Annotated in this window: 17 protein-coding genes; 9 read left to right on the top strand and 8 right to left on the bottom strand. The window is 51.9% G+C overall.

Annotated elements, in window-relative coordinates; genetic code table 11:
• Positions 1-92: 92 nt before the first annotated feature.
• The 9 genes from zapE to AC55FS_RS13815 all read left to right on the top strand — a co-directional run bounded on the left by zapE (position 93) and on the right by AC55FS_RS13815 (position 10863).
• Positions 93-1208 carry a cell division protein ZapE gene (gene zapE, locus AC55FS_RS13855; protein WP_496932843.1) on the top strand — a complete coding sequence of 372 codons (1116 nt, stop codon included), beginning with the start codon at positions 93-95 and terminating at the stop codon, positions 1206-1208.
• Between the two features lie 240 nt (positions 1209-1448).
• Positions 1449-2558, top strand: coding sequence for a porin (locus AC55FS_RS13850; RefSeq protein ID WP_496932842.1), 1110 nt, complete (start codon positions 1449-1451; stop codon positions 2556-2558).
• Positions 2559-2952: 394 nt separating this feature from the next.
• Positions 2953-3567: a transcriptional regulator BetI gene (betI, locus tag AC55FS_RS13845; protein ID WP_496932841.1), complete on the top strand. Its 615-nt coding sequence runs from the start codon at positions 2953-2955 to the stop codon at positions 3565-3567.
• Positions 3558-5012, top strand: coding sequence for a betaine-aldehyde dehydrogenase (gene betB, locus AC55FS_RS13840; protein WP_496932840.1), 1455 nt, complete (start codon positions 3558-3560; stop codon positions 5010-5012). Before betI ends, betB begins: the two co-directional genes overlap by 10 nt.
• Positions 5013-5020: 8 nt before the next feature.
• Positions 5021-6703, top strand: a complete 1683-nt coding sequence (gene betA, locus AC55FS_RS13835; RefSeq protein WP_496932839.1) for a choline dehydrogenase — start codon at positions 5021-5023, stop codon at positions 6701-6703.
• Between the two features lie 61 nt (positions 6704-6764).
• Positions 6765-7649, top strand: coding sequence for a choline ABC transporter substrate-binding protein (locus AC55FS_RS13830; protein WP_496935974.1), 885 nt, complete (start codon positions 6765-6767; stop codon positions 7647-7649).
• A gap of 57 nt (positions 7650-7706) precedes the next feature.
• Positions 7707-8537: a choline ABC transporter permease subunit gene (gene choW, locus AC55FS_RS13825; RefSeq protein WP_496932838.1), complete on the top strand. Its 831-nt coding sequence runs from the start codon at positions 7707-7709 to the stop codon at positions 8535-8537.
• A gap of 2 nt (positions 8538-8539) precedes the next feature.
• Positions 8540-9709, top strand: coding sequence for a choline ABC transporter ATP-binding protein (gene choV / locus AC55FS_RS13820; protein WP_496932837.1), 1170 nt, complete (start codon positions 8540-8542; stop codon positions 9707-9709).
• A gap of 71 nt (positions 9710-9780) precedes the next feature.
• Positions 9781-10863, top strand: coding sequence for a porin (locus AC55FS_RS13815; protein WP_496932836.1), 1083 nt, complete (start codon positions 9781-9783; stop codon positions 10861-10863).
• Between the two features lie 61 nt (positions 10864-10924).
• On the opposite strand, the gene AC55FS_RS13810 is transcribed toward AC55FS_RS13815, so the two are convergent.
• The 8 genes from AC55FS_RS13810 to AC55FS_RS13775 all read right to left on the bottom strand — a co-directional run bounded on the left by AC55FS_RS13810 (position 10925) and on the right by AC55FS_RS13775 (position 19761).
• Positions 10925-11752, bottom strand: a complete 828-nt coding sequence (locus AC55FS_RS13810) for an SDR family oxidoreductase (RefSeq protein WP_496932835.1) — start codon at positions 11750-11752, stop codon at positions 10925-10927.
• Positions 11752-13281, bottom strand: coding sequence for an amidase (locus tag AC55FS_RS13805; protein ID WP_496932834.1), 1530 nt, complete (start codon positions 13279-13281; stop codon positions 11752-11754). Before AC55FS_RS13805 ends, AC55FS_RS13810 begins: the two co-directional genes overlap by 1 nt.
• A gap of 56 nt (positions 13282-13337) precedes the next feature.
• A complete protein-coding gene (locus AC55FS_RS13800; protein WP_496932833.1) occupies positions 13338-14210 on the bottom strand; it encodes an FAD:protein FMN transferase in 873 nt (290 codons plus the stop codon).
• A gap of 16 nt (positions 14211-14226) precedes the next feature.
• Positions 14227-15402: a DUF3570 domain-containing protein gene (locus tag AC55FS_RS13795; protein ID WP_496932832.1), complete on the bottom strand. Its 1176-nt coding sequence runs from the start codon at positions 15400-15402 to the stop codon at positions 14227-14229.
• Positions 15403-15495, bottom strand: a complete 93-nt coding sequence (locus AC55FS_RS13790; protein ID WP_496932831.1) for a DUF4266 domain-containing protein — start codon at positions 15493-15495, stop codon at positions 15403-15405. It abuts the gene before it with no gap.
• Between the two features lie 120 nt (positions 15496-15615).
• A complete protein-coding gene (locus AC55FS_RS13785; protein WP_496932830.1) occupies positions 15616-16086 on the bottom strand; it encodes a TlpA family protein disulfide reductase in 471 nt (156 codons plus the stop codon).
• A gap of 36 nt (positions 16087-16122) precedes the next feature.
• A complete protein-coding gene (locus tag AC55FS_RS13780) occupies positions 16123-17475 on the bottom strand; it encodes a DUF1501 domain-containing protein (protein WP_496932829.1) in 1353 nt (450 codons plus the stop codon).
• Between the two features lie 9 nt (positions 17476-17484).
• Positions 17485-19761 carry a c-type cytochrome gene (locus AC55FS_RS13775; RefSeq protein ID WP_496932828.1) on the bottom strand — a complete coding sequence of 759 codons (2277 nt, stop codon included), beginning with the start codon at positions 19759-19761 and terminating at the stop codon, positions 17485-17487.
• Positions 19762-19831: the final 70 nt, after the last annotated feature.

Raw genomic sequence — 19831 nt, 5'->3', positions numbered from 1 at the left:
CATCTGCGCCGTCGCTGTCTTGTGGCATTTGCACTTTGCTCGGCGGTTGGATAAATTGCGGCCCCATTTTTGTTCGTCCCAGGAGACATGCTGTGTCTACTCCCATGGAGCTGTATCAGGCCGATTTGCAACGCGATGACTTTTCCTATGACCCGGCACAGGAAATGGCGGTCAAGCATTTGCAGCGCTTGTACGAGGATTTGGTGGCGGCAGAACAAGCCAGTGCGCGCCAGGGGGCCGTGTCTCGTTGGTGGGCGAGCGTGAGAAATACTCCTCGTCGACCGCAGCAAGGACTGTACTTCTGGGGCGGAGTTGGGCGTGGTAAAACGTATTTGGTCGATACCTTTTACGACGCCTTGCCGTTTAAGCGCAAAATGCGCACGCACTTTCACCGTTTTATGCAGCGGGTGCATAAGCAGCTGACAGAGCTAACTGGCGCCAAAAATCCACTCAAAACCGTCGCCGATAGCATTGCCGACGAAGCATTGGTGATTTGCTTTGATGAGTTTTTTGTCTCAGATATTGGTGATGCCATGATTCTGGGCGGCTTGATGCAAGAGTTATTTGATCGTGGTGTGACGCTGGTGGCGACCTCTAATATTGTGCCTGATGGCCTGTATAAAGACGGTTTGCAGCGAGATCGTTTTTTACCCGCTATCCGCTTATTAAACCAGTTTACCGATGTGGTGAATGTCGATAGTGGGGTGGATTACCGCTTGCGCACCCTTGAACAAGCTGAGTTGTACCATTATCCGCTCGATTCCGGAGCCAATGCTTCCTTACGTCAGAGCTTTGATAGCCTAGTACCCGATGCGCGCCATAGTTGCAAAGGCGAGCAAGTTGAAATTCTCGGGCGTCACATTCCCGCCATTGAAGTGTGTGAGGACGTTGCTTGGTTTGATTTTTATGCGCTGTGTGATGGGCCGCGTTCGCAAAACGATTACATCGAACTGGGCAAGCTGTTTCATGCCATTATCATTTCCAATGTGCCGGTGATGGGGGCGAAAAACGACGATTTGGCGCGCCGCTTTATTAATCTGATTGACGAGTTCTATGATCGTGGTGTGAAGGTGATTATGTCGGCTGAGGCGGCTATCCCCGATATTTATGGTCAGGGGAAGTTGGAGTTTGAATTTCAGCGGACCACCTCGCGCATGCTGGAAATGCAATCGCACGATTATTTGGCACGTGAGCATCGCGCTGACTAGCTGCTGGTAATAGACCGCCTAAGTGCAAGACTTGGGCGGTAAGGTAAATCTTCGACCATTCGCGCCACTGCCTTTGCTATTCCTAAATACCGCCTTGCGCTAAATCAGGGCTGATCATTTTTTGTTCCTATAGGTAATAATTTCGACGATCAGTGCTTGGCACCTTCTGACTAAATGGGTACTTTGCTGCCACACGAGCTACTCACCAGGCTCGCAGATAATAAATCAGAAGGAGAAGCTATGTTCCGTTCAACCCCTTTGGCGCTGGCGATTGCCATGGCAGCACCCGCTGCAAATGCGATCGAAATGCCAGAGTTTTACGGCTACGTCGATATTGGTATTGAGTCCTATTCGGAATCATCAGATCTGAATATTGTGGATGAATCCGGGCGGGTAATGTACCCAGGATCTGATGCGCCAGTGCGTAACACCGATGGCAAAGAATTTTCGCTGACCAATGGTTCGCAGTCACGTCTGGGACTGAAGGGGCAAGAAGATCTGGCCGACGGCTGGATTGGTAAATATCGCATGGAGGTGCGTGCTAATGTGCTGCAGGATGGCGGCAATGCGTTTCGCACTCGTTTAGGTTGGTTTGGTCTTTCTAAAGATAAGCATCACTTTAAAGTCGGTGCGCAATGGTCGCCATTTTTTGAATACAGCGGCTGGAATACCAATCGCGCTGAGGTTCATGGTGTCGGTTCTTATTTTTACATTACTAACCTGATGGTGGGTTCCACCCAATACGGCTATCGCAATGATGCCACGGTGTCTTACACCTATGGCGATGGTGGTTTTAGTACAAATCCATTTACCGCCACCGTGGCTTTACATGTCAATGAAGACGATCGCGAAACGGCTGATGGTGAGCTGCTCAATGATAGCGGTATTACCGCGGTGACGTTAGGTGCTGCGGCTACCTTCGGGCAGTTGACGCTAAACGGTGCCTATATCGGTTCTGTGGTTAAAGAAAGCGAAGCGGCGGATGCCATCAATGCGGACGTTGCTGCGCCATTTATTTATAGTTTGGGTGCCAAGTTTCAAGCTTCTGACGTGTTAGATTTTGGTTTGGCTTACCGCGCCGCCGATCGTGACACTGGTGAAGACAGCAAGCGTCGGTCTACGTCGGTATCGGTGCAGTACCGTCCGCAGCCAGATGTGAGTGTGCATCTGGGTTATGCCGTGGGCAGTGACGACGATGACAGTCAGCTGCAGCTGGAGAGTAACATCTACGGTATGTTGCAATATGAGTTATCTGGTCACCGTCATTTGCGCTTTGAATTTGAGCAAGTGGCTTATGAAGACAACGGCGAGATGAAGGTCGGTCTGTTCAGTTTGCGCCAGGCATTCTAATACCCCAGCAGTGCGGCCCCTGGGTCGCGCTGCTCCTGTCTCGGTTATTTAGTCACCTAGTTGCAGTCTCTTTCGATGTGTAACTATTTTCCACTGTTTCGCTTCTCTTTCTATGGTCGGAATTGGTCTTTTTAGCTCAGCTTGTGTCAGCCCAAAGAATCTGTTTTGATCAAAAAACAATCTAACGCTTTTCTTTTTCTGGCCTCTAACTGGGACCTATCTGTTAGACATCTATGTGATTTTTCTGTCAGGGGAATCTTTCTCTAGGCCGCGTGGGTGCTGAAATAAGGCGGTTTTTTGCCTTGCTTTGGCCTGTGTTGGGGTTTTTTCAGGGGTTGATACTTACAGATCTAAACTTTAGACTGAATTTAATTGAACGTTCAATTAAAGAAAAATGCCTAAAGTTGGAATCGAACCGATACGTCGCAAACAGTTGATCGAAGCCACCTTGAAGTCGATAGAAGACAATGGACTTCAAGGCACCACGATCAACACCATCAGTCGCCAGGCAGGGATGTCATCGGGCATCATCAGTCATTATTTTGGTGGCAAGCAGGGGGTGATTGAGGCGGCCATTCGGCACATGTTGGAGCAGCTCAAGCAAGGCCTGTTGGTACAGCTGCGAGAAGCGCAGCGGCAGCGAGTGACCCCCAGACAGCGCCTGCGCATGATTGTCGAAACTAACTTTACTGGCTTTCAACGTTCTTCTTCCACCACAGTCACCTGGCTGTCCTTTTGGGCAAAAGCAGTGCACGACCCGCAGCTATCGCGCTTGCAGGCCGTTAACGCCAGTCGTCTCTACAGCAACTTGTTGTATTCATTGAAACAGATGATCGCTTGCGAGCAGCAGGCGCGTGATGCTGCTGCATCTATGGCAGCCATGATTGACGGAATGTGGTTACGCAGTGTGCTCAGTCAGGACCCTGAGGCATCTTTTGCTGAGGCAGAAAGACTGTGCAAAGACTACATCGATATCATTGTGCGCGGAGTAACTCAGCAATGCGTCTAACGAACTTTATTCACGGTCAGCCATTGGCCAATACCTCAGCAGAGACCTTCGACGTCACCAATCCAGCGACGGGTGAGGTTATTTATCAGGTTGAAGTGGCCGATGAGAGTATACGCCAAGCTGCCATTGCCAGTGCGCAGCAGGGCTTTGCCGAGTGGTCGGCTATGCCGGCGATCGAGCGCAGTCGAATTTTGCTCAAAGCCGTAGCGCTGCTGAGGCAGCGTAATGATGAGCTGGCGCGCATTGAAGTGCTCGACACCGGCAAGCCCTGGCAAGAAGCATCCGTCGTTGATGTGGTCACCGGTGCGGATTCAATCGAGTTTTTTGCTGGCCTAGCCCCTGCGATTGAAGGCAATCAGCAAGATTTGGGCGGCGATTTTTATTACACCCGCCGAGAGCCCATAGGGATCTGTGCAGGCATTGGTGCTTGGAACTACCCGCTGCAAATTGCTTGCTGGAAGTCTGCCCCGGCCCTGGCCTGTGGCAATGTGATGATCTTTAAGCCATCAGAAGAAACACCGCATGGCGCGGTGAAGTTGGCAGAAATTTTTATTGAAGCCGGTATGCCTGCTGGTGTGTTTAACGTGGTACACGGCGCCGCTGAGGTCGGGCAGTGGCTGACGCACCATGAAGATATCGCCAAGGTGTCCTTCACCGGTGAAGTTGGTACTGGCAAAAAAGTGATGCAAGCCGCGGCCAGTACACTTAAAGAAGTCACCATGGAGCTGGGCGGTAAGTCGCCTTTGATCGTATTTAATGATGCCGATATCGATGATGCCGTATCGGCCGCCATGTTAGGCAATTTTTACACTCAGGGTGAAATTTGCACCAATGGCACTCGGGTATTCCTCCAAGCTGATATTAAAGATGAATTTCTGGCGCGGCTGAAGCAGCGCACCGAAGGTAATATCGTTGCCGGCGACCCGTTAGATCCGGCGGTTAACTTTGGTGCATTAATTTCGGCCAAGCATCACAAATTAGTGCTGGATTACATCGAAAAAGGCAAGGCAGAGGGAGCCACCCTGTTAACGGGTGGCCAAGCGCTGCGGCCGGCTTCAGCAGAAAATGGCTACTTTGTCGAACCAACCATCTTTGTCGATTGCAACGACGACATGAGCATTGTTAAAGAGGAAATCTTTGGCCCGGTTATGTCGGTACTGACCTTTGATAATGAAGATGAGGTCATTGCTCGTGCGAATAACACCCACCTGGGCTTGGCAGCGGGCGTCTTTACTCGCGATATTCGCCGAGCACATCGGGTGATTCATCAACTTGAAGCAGGCATTTGCTGGATTAATAGCTTTGGTGCTTCGCCTGCGGAGATGCCAGTGGGTGGCTACAAGCAATCGGGCATTGGTCGCGAAAATGGCCTAGTGACTTTGCAGCAGTATACCCAGCTTAAGTCTGTTTACGTTGGCATGCAGCCACTTGAAAGTCCGTTCTGAGGTGACACATGGCGACTTATGATTACATCATTGTAGGGGCGGGTTCCGCGGGTTGTGTGCTCGCCAACCGGTTAACCGAAAACCCGGATAATCAGGTATTGCTGATTGAAACCGGCGGCAGTGATCGCAGCATTTTTATTCAAATGCCAACGGCGTTGTCGATTCCTATGAATACTAAAAAGTATGCCTGGCAGTTCCATACTGAGCCTGAGCCGTATTTGGATAATCGTCGTATGCATTGTCCGCGTGGCAAGGTATTGGGTGGTTCTTCTTCTATTAACGGCATGGTTTATGTTCGTGGTCATGCACGGGATTTTGATGAGTGGGCCGAGCAGGGTGCCGAAAATTGGGATTACGCCCACTGTCTGCCGTATTTTCAAAAAGCGGAAACCTGGGCCTTTGGCGGCGATGATTACCGTGGAGATCAAGGGCCGTTAGGCGTTAATAACGGCAATAATATGCAAAACCCTCTGTATAAAGCCTTTATCCAGGCGGGGCAGGAGGCTGGCTATCCCTTTACCCAGGACTATAACGGTAAGCAGCAAGAAGGCTTTGGTGCCATGCATATGACGGTCAAAAATGGCCTGCGTTGGTCGACCGCAAATGCCTATTTACGCCCTGCCATGAAGCGCAGCAATCTGACTCTGGTTACCCATGCCCAGGTTGAAAAGGTGCTGTTGGAAGATAAAGTAGCGACGGGCGTGCGCTTTATAAAAGGTGGTCAAGTGCAGCAGGCCATGGCTCGTAAGGATGTGATTCTGTCCGCGGGACCAATTGGCTCGCCGCATATCTTGCAGCTGTCCGGTATTGGCAATGCGGATGTGCTTAAGCAAGCAGGCATTGAAGTTCAGCATGAGTTGCCTGGCGTTGGCGAAAATCTGCAAGATCATCTGGAGTTCTATTTCCAGTTTCGCTGTAAGCAGCCGATTACCCTTAATGGCGAGTTAAGCTTGTGGCGTAAGTTTTTAATTGGCACGCGCTGGATTTTGACCCGCCAGGGCCTGGGTGCCACCAATCACTTTGAATCTTGTGGTTTTATTCGCTCTAAAGCCGGAGTGGAATGGCCAGATTTGCAGTATCACTTCTTGCCGGCAGCAATGCGCTACGACGGTCGTGCGGCCTTCGATGGTCATGGCTTTCAGGTGCATATTGGTCACAATAAGCCCAGTAGTCGCGGTCGGGTTCATGCATTGAGCGCAAACCCGACGGATCATCCTTCAATCCTGTTTAATTACTTGCAGAGCGAGCGTGATCGCGAAGGTTTTCGCGACTGTGTGCGTTTGACGCGGGAAATCATTAATCAACCGGCCATGGATCCTTATCGTGACGGCGAGATTCAGCCGGGCGAGCAGATTCAAACTGACGCTGATATTGATGCGTTTGTTCGCGCTAATGTTGAAAGTGCCTACCACCCGTCGTGCAGTAATAAGATGGGCAATGACGATATGGCGGTGGTCGATCATAAAACCCAGGTGCACGGCATTCAGGGGTTGCGCGTGGTGGACTCGTCCATTTTCCCAACCATTCCCAATGGCAACCTCAATGCTCCCACTATTATGGTGGCCGAGCGCGCTGCTGATTTGATTTTACAACGAGATCCTCTGGCACCCAGCCGGGCGGAAGTTGGCATGGAAGCCGACTGGAAGAATAAGCAACGGAGTCAATCCCCAAACAGAGTTTTACAACACTGACAAGGAGAAGCACAGAATGAAAATGAAATCCCTAGTTCTCAGCGCTGCCATATTACTGCCGATGGCGGCCCAGGCTGAGCCAGAGCAATGCAGTACCGTTCGTTTTTCTGATGTTGGCTGGACCGACATTACCGCCACTACCGCCATCGCCTCGGTGGTATTGGAATCTATTGGTTATCAAGCGGAAACCCAGATGCTGTCGGTGCCAGTGACCTACAAATCGCTGGAAAACAACGACATTGACGTTTTCCTCGGCAATTGGATGCCGACTATGGAAGGTGATATCAAAAAGTATCGTGACGCAGGTACTGTTGATACCGTGGTGAAAAACTTGGAAGGCGCCAAATATACCTTGGCTGTACCTAAGTACGTGTATGACGCGGGTGTAAAAACCTTTGCTGATATCGCCAAGCACGCAGATAAGTTTGACCATCGCATTTATGGTATCGAGCCAGGTAACGACGGCAATCGTTTAATTCAGCAGATGATTGATCAAAACGCCTTTGGTTTAAAAGGCTTTGAAGTCAAAGAATCCAGTGAAGCCGGCATGCTGTCTCAGGTGAAACGTAATACTCGCCGCGATAAGTGGATCGTTTTCCTGGGCTGGGAGCCACACCCAATGAACAGCAACTTTGAACTGGCTTATTTAGAGGGCGGTGATGAGTTCTTTGGTCCTAACTTGGGCGGCGCTAGTGTTTTTACCAATACTCGCCAAGGGTATGTTGAAAAATGTCCGAATGTGGGGCGTTTGCTGAGCAATATGACCTTTACTCTGGAAATGGAAAATGAGGTCATGGGCGCCATTCTGGATGGTGGCAAAAAACCTCAACAAGCGGCGCGCGACTGGCTGGCTGCCAATACCGACGTGTTAAATGCTTGGCTTGACGGAGTAAACACTCTTGATGGCAAGCCTGCTTTGAATGCAGCCGTTGCTGCGCTCGATTGATATTTCCCCTTTGTCTGACTAACTACCAGCCTTGGCAACAAGGCTGGCTGATTTCTTATGAATGAATATAAATTGCCGTTGGGCGATTACATAGAGCTGTTTTTCGACTGGCTGATTGATAATGCCTCCGGCTTTTTTGATGTCATTGCCGAGAGCCTGGAGTGGATTCTACTGGTGTCGACCGAAGGATTAACTTGGATACATCCTTTGGTATTCACTTTGGCTATCACGGCGTTGGCCTACTGGCGTCAACGCTCACTCTCGTTAAGTATTTTTACAGCGGCTTCGCTGCTATTGATTTGGAATCTTGATTATTGGCATGAAACCATGGAGACCCTGTCACTGGTGCTCTATGCCACAGTGTTGTGCGTTCTTATTGGTGTGCCTTTAGGTATTTATGCGGCGCATCAGCCAAGATTTTACGCAGTGCTTCGACCTGTGTTGGATTTGATGCAAACTGTGCCGCCTTTTGTCTATCTGATTCCAACTCTGACCTTGTTTGGTTTGGGGGTCGTCCCTGGATTGATTTCTACCATTGTTTTTGCCATTGCTGCCCCTGTGCGTCTGACGTATCTCGGTATTTCTGAAGTACCCAAAGAAATGTTGGAAGCTGGCGAGAGTTTTGGTGCTACACGTTCTCAGCTTTTATGGCGAATTGAGCTGCCCGCAGCGGCCTCGAGTATTGCCGCCGGCATCACTCAGTGCATTATGTTGTCTTTGTCGATGGTGGTCATTGCTGCCTTGGTTGGGGCTGATGGTCTGGGTAAGCCTGTCGTTCGGGCTTTGAATACCGTAGACATTGCCAGCGGTTTTGAAGCGGGTTTGGCCATCGTGTTGATGGCAATTTTGCTTGATCGTTTGTGCAAACCGCGTCCTCAGGAGGCTTGATTATGATTCGTATAAACTCTTTGGATGTGGTATTTGGCGATAAGCCGGAACCTGCTTTGCCGCTGATTGACGCCGGCAAAGACAGAGAACAAATTCGCAATGAAACCGGGCTCGTGCTCGGTGTTCGTCAGGTCAATTTGGAAGTCGCCAGAGGCGAAATTTGTGTCTTAATGGGGCTTTCTGGCTCGGGAAAATCCAGTTTGCTGCGTTGTGTTAATGGCCTAAACCCTGTAACACGCGGCAGTGTTGAAATACAAGTGGGTGATGAGTGGGTGGATTTTGTTAAAGCCAGTCCACAACAGCAACGTGATATTCGCCGCCAAAGTATTTCCATGGTGTTTCAGAAATTTGCCCTGATGCCTTGGCTTACTGTGGCGCAAAATGTAGCAATGCCGCTTGAGCTGCAGGGTATGGATAAGGCAGAAGTAAAGCGTCGCGTGCAACAGCAACTGGAGTTGGTTGGATTGGCCGAGTGGGCCGATCACAAACCCGCGAGTTTGTCGGGCGGGATGCAGCAGCGTGTTGGTCTGGCGCGTGCGCTGGCGACTGAATCGGAAATATTACTCATGGATGAGCCGTTTTCAGCGCTGGACCCTTTGATTCGCACGCAGTTGCAAGACGAATTATTGCAACTGCAAGAACGCCTTAAAAAAACTATCATCTTTGTCAGTCACGATCTGGATGAAGCGTTAAAGCTAGGAACACACATCGCTATAATGAAAGATGCTGAAATCGTACAGCATGGGCGCCCAGAAGATATTGTATTAAAGCCCGCTAACGATTATGTTCAGAGCTTTGTGGCCCACACCAATCCACTAAATGTATTGAAAGCAGCCTCTGTTATGCAGCCAATTAGTGAAATAATTGCATCAGAAACTGGATATTCTTTGCGAGATGACCAAGACTATTGGCTGTCTGCGGACTGTAAAGCCATTATTCATGGCGACAAGTCCAGCCAAGTGTTGGATTTTGACCCGGAAATGAATATTGAAACATTGGCACAACAGCCATTCGCAGTGCCTGGGCATCTTCCTGTTCGGCAAGTTATGGAAATCTGCTTAAAGACAGGGCATGCTGTGATGGTTAAAGAATCGGGAGTCGTAACTGGGGTGATCGGTGAACAACAGCTGTACCACACCATGTTGGGGCGACTGACGTCAGAAGCGGCATAGCATCTGGCTAATAAAAATGCGTAAGCATGGCTCACGAGAGCTCTTAAACTAAGAGAGAGGAAGGAAAGACTATGTTCAAGAAATCATCCCTCGCACTGGCGGTAGCAGGTTTTGCGTTCGCGGGCAGTGCTATGGCAGCGCCTAGCGTTGATTTGTACGGACGTATTGACCTCGGCGTTGAATACTACTCCGACGAAGATGGCGTAGGTGCGGATATTTATGCCGGTCAGAACTCTAAAGTGGATAACACTGATGAGCGTGACTTTACCATGTCTAATGGTAATAACTCTCGCCTGGGTGTTAAAGGTAGCGAAACACTTGATAGCGGTTTAACGCTGGCTTACCAATATGAATTACGTGCGCAAGTATTGGGTGGTGGCATGTCACCTTCTACTCGTCACGGTTGGTTGAGTCTGTCTAAAGATGGACACACCTTAAAAGTAGGTACTCAAGATAACTACCTGCTGCTGTACGGCGGTTTGAACGGCCAAATCAGTGAAGTGCACGGCTTCGGTGCTTACTACTACACCACAGAAGTCATGCCTGGTTCAATGAACCAGACTTTCCGTACGGATAGTACCGTTGCTTATACCTTTGGTGGTGGCGCATTTAGCGGTGATACATTTACTGCAACTGTTGCTGCTCATGTTGCAGAAGACAGCCGTGACGAAAACGTTTCTGGTATCACTGGTCTGACCGCGGGTGCTGAAGTTAACCTTGGTCAACTGGCTCTGACAGGTGCCTATCAGACTTCTGTTGTATCTGAAGCAGAAGATTTTGATGGTGATCTGGCAGCTCCTTCTATCATGAGCGTTGGTGCTCGCTATGCAGTCATGGATGGCATGAACGTTGGCTTCAACTATCAATTGGCAGACCGTGATATTGATGGTGATAGCAACAAAACTGCTTTCGTCGTTGGCGGTGATTACCAAGTGACTGAAAAACTGCATGTACACGCAGGTTTTGGTATGGGTGAAGACGATATCGAAACTGAGCGTCAGTTGGACAGCAACCTGTTCGCTCAATTCATCTACGCAACTTCTGATAGCAGCCACATCCGTTTAGAGCTGGAACAAGTATCTTACAGCTCTGATGATGATGCTAAAGAAGGTGATGCTATGATTGCTCTGGTATCGCTGCGTCAAAACTTCTAATAGAAGTTTGATGGCATTAAACACCCGCTTCGGCGGGTGTTTTTGTTTGTCGGTAATGGTTTTATCGTTGTAAGCCAAATTTCCGCAGCAATAGCCCGTCGCGAATAGAGAGTGGTAGCCAGCGCTGCATCCAGGGTAATAAACGACTGCCACGGCCTAGGCGAATAATTGCCTTGGGTTGATTAAATAACTGCGCTACTAGCTCACGAGCTAAGTCATCGGCCTTGGTTGGATTATTTTGTGATGCTGTGGCTCTGGCTTCGATATGTGGTTTTACACTGGCATAATCGGAATCATCAGCGACTAAACCAGCCAAACTGGATAACGAATTGTCGCCGAAACTGGATTGAATGGCCCCTGGCTGTACTGTAATGACATCGATGCTAAAGGGCGCTAATTCCAATCGTAGGGCATCGCTTAGTGCATGTAATGCCGCTTTACTGGCGCAATAAGCACCAGCGAAAGGTGTGCTCATGATTCCGCTGACGGAACCAATATTCACCACCTTGGCCTGTTTTGATGCTTTTAGCAGCGGCAGAGCTGCTTGCGTCAACAATATTGGGGCAAAACAATTGGTAGCAAACTGCTGCTGCAATTTCTGTTGTGACAACTCCATTAATGGCCCCATAGCCGCGAAGCCTGCATTATTGACCAGCATATCCAGCTGGCCGAACTCTTGTTTTATGCTGTTTATGCATTGCTCAATGTCATTGGTGTTATTGACGTCAAGTTTAACCGGACGTAATTGAGGGTGCTTAGTGTCGTTTAAAGCATCCAGTGAGCGTACACCAGCAAATACGGTGCAGCCTTGTTTAAGAAACTCCAGCATCAAGGCCTTGCCTATGCCGCTGGAGCAGCCGCTTATCAAAACGATGTGTGCAGAACCCATTAATTGTTCCCCGTTAATGTTGGGCGTTTATCAAACCAGGGGCTGGCGCTTTCTAATTGACTGGCCAGTTGCAATAACGTTGCTTCATCGCCCATGGGTGCCATAAATTGCACACCCAACGGTAAACCAGAGGTGCTCCAATATAATGGGACCGACATGGCAGGCGCTCCGGTTAAATTGGCCAGCTGGGTAAATGGCAGCTTTTCCATCGCCTGCATGGCCATGTTTTTTACCTGGCCAGTTTTTATTAGTAAGCGGTGCAACCCTAGGCCATTAACGATTTGCATGCCGATGCGCTCCAGTAATGGCGGTTCAAAAGCACCAATAGTCACAGGTTCTGCCCCTAAAGTGGGGGTCAGCAGCAGATCATAACGCTGATGAAACATATGCATGGTTTGCGCAAACTGATTCCAGCGGCGTTTGGCGATCACAAAATCACCGGCACTGATGCATTTCCCTATCATGCCGACGGTGCGAGTGGTGAGCTCAACATCTAAATTGCTGACGCGGCTATTAATGAGTTGCGCAACATGATCCAGATCGGCCGCGACATGGCCAAAATACATGGTCAGGTAAGAATCGACTATAGCGTCGGCGTCGAGTTGAATATCCACTTCTTCGACCTGATGGCCTAAGTCCTTCAGCAGGGTGGCGCTGTGTTCAACGGCTTTAATGGCCTCCACATCTACCGAGCGGCCAACAAATGAACGACTACTGAAGCCTATTTTTAATGGCCGTACTGGCTCTTGGCTGAGCTGTAAAAAGTCATTGCGAGCTGAAACTGGGTAGGGAGTGGAGCCGTCCGGTCCGGCAATAGCATCAAGCATGGCAGCACTGTCACGAACACTTCGCGTCAGTACGTGTTCAACTGCAGCGCCATCCCAGAATTCACTGTAATAAGGACCCGTTGGGGTGCGTCCGCGGCTGGGTTTTAGACCAAATAAACCGCAGCAAGCTGCTGGAATACGAATCGAGCCGCCACCGTCGCCACCGGATGCCATCGGCACTATGCCAGCAGCGATAGCCGCTGCCGAGCCGCCGCTGGAGCCTCCAGGAGTGTGTTCAAGATTCCAAGGATTACGCGTTGGCCCAAAAGCCTTGGGTTCGGTAACGCCCATTAGGCCAAATTCAGGCGTATTGGTCTTGCCGAATATCACCACGCCACTGCGTTTATAGCGTTGGGTCAGTTCGCTGTCGGCACTCGATCGATAATGTGCCAACGCCTTGCTGCCGCTTTGCAAGGCCGTGCCAGCCAGTTCAGTAATTAAATCTTTCATCAAAAATGGCACGCCGGTAAAAGGACCATCAGGCAACCCGTTGGCTATTTGCTGACGGCCATAGTCATACAGAGGGGTAATAATGGCGTTTAGGCTGGGGTTGAGGCGCTCAGCCAAGCTGATGGCATGCTCGAGTAATTGCTCTGCGCTCACCTCGCCCTGTTTGATCAGTTGGGCAAGGCCTAGGGCGTCGTGTTGTTGATACTGGCTAGCCAGCGACGTGATGGAGGGGGCGTAATCCGTGACCGACATGTGAGGACCCTATCATTGTTATTTGCAGCCTATGCTAGCGATTTGTGGCGCCAGCGTCAGCCGTTATGTCGGTGATGGCTGAGATCGGGGCGAATGGCTAAAAACTGCACGCTTTGCTGTTTGAGCCAAGTCAGTCCTTCAGCCTGTTGCAGCATGGCCAGAGTGGCGAGGGAGCCGGCCAGCAAACAGCTGGGGGCGATGACCGATACTGACGCCCAATAATGCACTGGCATGCCTGTCAGAGGGTTGAGTAGATGGCAATAACGTTTGCCCTGGTGCTCAAAGTAGCGTTCGTAGTCGCCACTGGTGGCCATGCCGCCTTGGTAGACTGGCAGTTGAGCAAAGGCTTGCTGTGGCTGTCTGGGGTGGCGTACACCGATTTGCCAGGGGCCTTGCTGTTTTGGGCCTAGCACATGTAAGTCGCCGCCCAGATCGATGACACCGCTATTGATGCCTAGGTTTAAACATTGTTGAGCAGCACGGTCGGCAGCGTATTCTTTGCCGATACCGCCCAGATCGAGTTCCATGCTGCTGGGCAGTTGCAGATGCTCTTCTGTCAGTTGCGCTCGTTGCCAGCCAATGCGTTGCAGTAGCGGTTGCAACTGTTTGTCTGATGGCACCTTGCCGCCGCGAAAGTCCCACACCTGGCGCAATATGCCAGCGCTGATATCAAACAGGCCGTGAGATTGCTGCCAGCACACATCGGCATAGTGAAGCAGTTGGAAGGTTTCTGGATCGATGTCGGTTTTGCGACCGGCCTGGCGATTAATGCGACTGAGTTCGCTGTCGTCGCGGTAGCGGCTGTATTTGGCTTCAATACGCCGCACTTCCGCTTCCGCCGCTAAGGCTGCGGCTTCACATGCTGGGCTAGGGCCATCCAAGGTGATGACACAAGGACTGGCCATGGCGGTAAATTGATGGCGAAACATCCGTGTTCTCTAGTGGTTAATGGCGATACGCCAATCCTAAGCTGATGGCGGTAAAGTCGACCAGTCCAGGAGTTTCATCGTCGGTGCTTTGTATCAGTGTCAGTGATTCATCCGACTGATAGTTTTGCCAATCCAGGCTAACGCTCCATTGTTTCCAGCTGAGGGATTGCTCTAAGCCGATGGTGATGGCGCCAAAGCTCGATAGGCGAGCATCGGAGCTGGCGTAATCATCGGCGGGTGGCAACTCCTCCAGGCTGTAAAAGTCGGCTTCAGTCTGGCGATAGTAGCGCAGCATGGGAGTGGCCACATAACGCCAGTTGCCGAGCTGCCAAGCTTGTGCCCAGCGCCCTGTCATGGTGTGGGAGCTGATGCCCCAGTCGTCGCTATAAAGTCGATAGTCGACATGCAGGCCTGCGCCACCCCACCAGTCGAAGTGATGTCGGTACTGTACGTCGATGGTGAATTGATCGCGCTCATCGGGGCGGCTGTCGTCCAGTTTATAAGGGTCTGACAGATAGCCCGATTGATGGGTATAGCCAATGCCGGCATTGACCACGCGGCGAGCGTCGATGACCTGGCTGACGCCATGGTATAGGGATGTGGTGCGTTTGCTACTGCCATCGGCGGCTTTGCGGCCGCCGCCATACTGATCGGCGTCGGTGGGCGAGAGGCTATCAAAAGAGGTGCTGATGGCCATGCTCAAGGTGGTGTGCTTATCGAACAGCTCCAGGCTGCCGTCGGCGCCTAATGATAACGATTGATAGTCATTTTCCGTCGACATACCGAGTTGCCCGCCGACAATGGCGTCATCGAAGTAGCGCTGCGCTTTGCCGCTAATATCGATACGGGTTTCGTCAATGCCTTCGCCGCTGGCGCCGCTCATAATGAGCACACTTTGACCTTGGTTGTTCTGGTAGGTCTTCCTAGGGGATGCCCCCGATAGGGTCTCGTATTGGAAATCACCGCTGACATACCAGTCGTCTGCTAATGGTCTGGCGTGGCGCAACTGGTGAACATCGATACTGTAGCGTTCGGTGTCGCCAGCAAATACTCGACTGGCTGGAGCGTCGTCTTCACGATACTGGCTGTAGCGATATTGGCTGACGGTATCGGTGGGCACGCTAGCGCTATGGCTGACCAGTGGAGCGGCGGCACTGCTTAGTGCCGCTAACGCGGATAATGATTTTTTCATTTAGTTACATCCACAACCGCCGCCAGCGGCCTGGCCGCCGCCGGATGAGCCTTCTTTGCTGAAATAGATATGTCGATCAAGGCTGCTTTTCATCGGGTCAGGCTCCCATGCCATCACGTCCTGAGATAGTTGTCCTCGTTCCCAGGGCTGTACCTGAGTGCAGGCGGTTAGCATGAATAACAGTCCGAGTAGAAGTAAGCGCATGCTGGATTCTCACTGCAATTGTTGAAGGACTTGCTGGCGGATCTTTTCCATATCTGAGGGCTTAAATCCCTCGTGTGTAGCGACCAAGTTACCCTGGCGATCAATCAGATACGAAGTTGGCATGCCGCGTAAGCCAAAGCGTTGTGGTGTATCTCCCTGACTGTCATGCAGGGTTGGATATTGAACCGGGAATCGCTCAAGAAATCGCAGGCCATCGGCAGCGTCATCATCCAAATTGATGGCCAGTACTTCAAAGCCTTTGCCATGCAGCTCCTGGCGTAACTCGTTTAATAGCGGTAAGGATTTACGACAGGGGCCGCACCAAGAAGCCCAGAAATCGACGTAAACGACCTGGCCTCGATACTGCTCCAGACTCATTTTTCCTGAGCCGTCGAGGGTAGGTAAGGTAAAAGCTGGGGCTGGCTGGCCAGCTAGGGTTTGGCCCGCAAGAAACAGGCAAAACAGCAATACAACGCGCATAAAGTCTCCTTGTTATCACAATGGCTGCTAGCTGCTCTAGCTAAACAACCTAAAGCCACCATCACTGAGTGGATAGGGGGCTAACTGAGCATGATCCTTGATGCCAATGAAGTCACGCAAGGCGGCGTTGACGTGGCCCGGTGTCAGTACTTTGCCGCCAACATCTGCGCGACCGGTGCGGGTATTGACGGGCTGAGCACGGAAATCACTCGTGCTGGCACCAAAAACCCGGCCGCCACTGAGGCGTGAATCTAATACCAGCATGCTGGTGACCGGCCAGTGGTCCTTGCCGTTGCCTGAATTGTAGTAAGGCGTGCGGCCAAAGTCCGAGCCAATCACCACGGTGGTGCGATCGGCGATGCCGGTGTACTCCAGGGTTTGCATTAGAAAATGCACACCCTCAAGTAGATCGCCCAGTCTTGGGTAGGCGTTAGCATCGTGATTACCATGGGTATCAAAGCCGCCGGTACTTAGGTTGGCGCTGGCAGCGAGTTGGCCACGGAAGGCAGCGGCGACGACTTCGGCCTGGCTTTTCAGTGAGTTGGCGCGGTTTTCATTCCAGTTTTGGTCGCGATTGACGTTGGCGCGAATATCGGCCAGGTGCAGGCTCAATGCTTCGAGGTTGTTGTCGCTGCTGCGCACGGTAAACAGCTGGCTTAGTTGGCGCCGGGTGAGAGGCAAGGCGGCTTGATTTTGTTGCCGCTGCAAGCGCTGCTGTTGGGCTTGCATCACCAGGTTGTAGTGATCGACGCTGCCGTTGCTGCTGCGATAGAGAAAGCCTTTGTCTTCGCCATAGCGATTGGGATCGGCGATTTCGTTTACAAAGTTGGCACTGCTGGCTCGGGCTCTGGCCACTAGCGAGTCGGTGAAGTCGTAGCCACCGTTGCTGATGTAAGCCATCGGCAGTTGTGGGCCACTGGCAGCGGCAAAGAGGGCAGCCAGGCTCGGGTAGCCATCGTCGAGCTGGCCCGACCAAACGGCGCGATTGCCGGTATCGTGATTGTTGGTGCCTGTGTCTATGCCGTTGATAACACGCAGGCGATCACCGTATTGGGTAAAGAAACGATCAAACTGGCTGTTAATGCGCTGGCGCACATCGGCGTTATTGGAAGCGTCTTCAGGTATCGCACTCCATTGAATGTCGCCATAGCGCTTGCTGGCATCAAGTGCGACTGAGTTGGTCGAGCCTTCGTGGCGATCGCTGTTATCGCGGTAGGCGCGGTTGAGCCCCTTAGGGTCGCACAGAGAAGTGGGGTCCCAGCCACCGCCGGCATTGACCACCACCAAAAAGCGTTGCAGCTCCGCGGCGTGGGCCTGACGACTGGTTAGAGGTAACTGACCGACCATGCCGGTGGCGGCCAATAGCTGAAGAAAATGGCGTCTTTGCATGGCTCGGTCCTATTCGTAAATAAAGCGGTAATCAGACAACAAGTAGGTCAGTACACCTTGCCAGGCGTGCAGGCTGTAGCTGTCGTCTTTTTCAATACGTTGCTCTTCCGCCAGCTCTTCGCCGCGACGGCCATCTGGGTGCCACTGCCAGCGTCCGCGACACTCCCATTGCAACCAGGACGACGGCTTGGGATCGTATTGCTCGGCATTGGCTAAAAGGCTTTGGCCATTGCTCTGAATCTGCTGATACAAGCTCAAGCTGGCTTGTATTTCTTCGCTGTCATCGGTGAGGCGCTCGCCCAGGATATGCCAATGCAAGTGCTTTAAGGTGTTGATGATGCGCTGGCGCGAGGCGGTGTCTTGACCGCTGTCACCGAGCTGCGCTTCCGTGAACAGCAAGGGTTTCTCACGGGTGAAGTCTAAGGCGGTGGCGCGGCAGGCCATTTCCGTTGCCAGCCGTTGCTGGATGGCAATCATCAAGCCGCTCGGTTCACGAATGCGTTCAGTCACGCTGTCGGAGTCCATACCGCCGAGCATGATGCGGTTATTTTCGTGGCGCAGTTCGTCCCAGCCAAAGCCTAAGGTGGCGTTCAGTTTGCGCTGCAGTTGATCGGGGCTTAAGAATTGACGTGCGCCCAATTGCTTGTGTCGCTCTGGTGCATCTGAAGCCACTGCGCGAAAGTACGGGCTCATAATCAGCGCTTTGACGGCGGTTTTGATACGCCAGCCGTCGCTGACCATGGCTTGGCCGATGTGATTCAGCACCGCGCGCTGTTCATTGAAAGCGGCGGTATCAGTGCTGCTGGCGTTATCGCCGGGTGTGCGCAGCGGCTCCTGGCCAATCAAGCCTTTAAATAGGGTGCGAACGGTGGCGCGCACAAAGCGTGGGTCGTCGGCAATTTCCTGTCCTAGCCATTGCAGCATGTTGCGAAAGTAACCGTCAGCGCCAGACAGCGGCAGGGTTTTACCCGCAAGGCCAGCAGGCTCGATATCTGAGCTGTCCCAGCGGTTACGTGAGCTGTTGCCTGTGACTATGTAGCGGCCACGATCGGTCCAGTGTTGAAAGGCAGAGGATACTGGGTCCATAACCTGGTGGCAGCCGTAACAAGCCGGGTCTAGCAGAGTCGGGTTGGCTTTTTCCTCGCCGATGCCGTCACCGGGGCGGTCGCCGTCAATGCGCAGGATGTCGGTATCGAGAAAATAGTCGAACACCTTGTAAGCGCGGTGGCGATTGCGGTTGGTTTGGGTGGTCGGGTAGCGGTTGAGGAACATGGCTGAGGTCAGCATGCCCGCATGGGGGATGCCGCCGATTTCATATTCTGTTGGGTTAACAATGCGTGCCGGACGGAAGTCGGTCGGATCGTAATACAATGTTTGGCCATTGCCTTCGCATACCGGCTGCTTTAAACGGCGGAAGTCATCGCTACCAATCACCTGGGCGTCATAAACCTTTTGGCTGTACCAGTTCACCATCATGTAGTCGGCGTTAACAAACAAGGTATGCGGCAGATTGTTGCGCGCCGCATGACGAATCAGCTCAAGTCCCTCGCGCGCCACGGCGTCATTGGCCTGTGTGCGAACGCAGCGACGAAAATCGTTGTTGTCATCGCCTGGGTAGGCGTCGTTGTACCATTTGCGATTGGGGTAGTCGTCCGGGTCAAGCAGGTTGATGCCGCCCTCGTTGAGGTTGCGGGTCAGGTACTTATCGGTCAGGAATTGTTCGTTGAAGATTTCCATTAAGCGCTGATAGAAGGCTTCTTCTTTCATGACTTCATCGAGCACATTTTCCAGACCATTGTCTCCTTTTTGTGCGACGTGGGACTCTTCCTGCTCACTGGGCAGTCTGCCTGCGAGTGTGAGGGTGGCGCGGCGCAACGTAGCAATGGCTTCTTCATTGCTAGCGTCGGCTATTTCACTGGCAACTTGGGCATTGCTGCGGCCATTAAAGGCGTAAAGGATGTACTCGGCGGTATCGGCAGCACAGTCGTCGATGCATGCGTCGACCTTGGCGATCGGCATGGTGCGAGCGATCTCATCCGCCAGTACGCTAGCAGAGGTGCAGGTGGCACAGCCGACTAACGAACTGCCGGCGCTGGTGCCGTTGCCGTTGACGCCATGGCAGCTAGCACACAGCTGGTCATATAGACGTTTGCCTTCTGGGTTGGCCGGGTTGTATTGATGGCCATTGTCGCCGGCGGAATTGCCACCAACATCGCCAGAATAGTCGCTTTGACAGGCACTGAGGGCCAGTACCAGTAGCAGTGCACAACTTCGCCAGCTGAGCATAATGTCTCTCCCAAACTATGGCCTGTTTTGGCCTTGTTATGGCGAGACAATATCAAAAGGTGTTTAAGCG

Source organism: Bacterioplanes sp. CLAM21 (assembly GCF_059641015.1).
This window is presented reverse-complemented; position numbering and strand designations above follow the sequence as displayed.